Below are 830 nucleotides of genomic sequence, written 5' to 3' on the forward strand. Positions count from 1 at the left end.
TGTCCCATTAAAATCTAAAAGAGTTCTTTGAAATATTTGAAATTTAGTTAGTTACAGCGATTTTCCGAGCGAACGGACTTGAATTTGTAGCTTTGCATCAGATTAATCCGATGGCATATGTTCCAAGACAAATACGTTTTCGCTCAATTGGCTTCATTTCTGAATCGAAGTAAGTTTAACCGCATAGTCACCAAGTATGATGGTGATAAATATGTGAAGCACTTCACCTGCTGGAATCAACTACTTGCTTTGATGTTTGGTCAACTTTCTAATCGTGAAAGTCTGCGAGATTTGATAGTTGCTCTTGAAGCTCATCATTCCAAATGTTATCATTTAGGAATGGGTAAAAATGTATCAAAGTCATCGCTGGCAAGAGCAAATCAAGATAGAGACTATCACATCTTTGAAGAATATGCTTACTACCTGGTTAGCGAAGCACGACAAAAGTGTGCTAATCATATTTTCAAACTTGGCGGTAACGTTTATGCTTTCGATTCGACTACTATTGACCTGTGCCTTTCAGTCTTTTGGTGGGCAAAATTCCGCAAAAAGAAAGGTGGTATCAAAGTGCATACATTATATGATGTGGAAACACAGATTCCTGCATTCTTTCATATCACGGAAGCATCCGTACACGATTCTAAAGTTATGATTGAAATTCCTTATGAACCAAGCTCTTATTACATCTTTGACCGCGGTTATAACAACTTCAAAATACTGTATAAAATTCATCAAATTGAAGCCTACTTTGTTGTCAGAGCAAAAAAGAATCTCGGGTACAAATCCATCCAATGGAAACGTAGGCTGCCTAAGAATGTGCTTTCAGACGC

General features: G+C 37.3%; 1 protein-coding gene. It reads left to right on the forward strand.

Annotated elements, in window-relative coordinates; genetic code table 11:
• Nucleotides 1-117 precede the first annotated feature (117 nt).
• Nucleotides 118-830: IS4 family transposase (locus tag DW096_RS19070; protein WP_120028863.1), on the forward strand; the 713-nt coding region annotated here is incomplete at its 3' end.

The organism is Bacteroides sp. AM07-18, from assembly GCF_003602695.1.
In the GTDB taxonomy this organism is placed as follows: Bacteria; Bacteroidota; Bacteroidia; order Bacteroidales; family Bacteroidaceae; genus Bacteroides; species Bacteroides uniformis.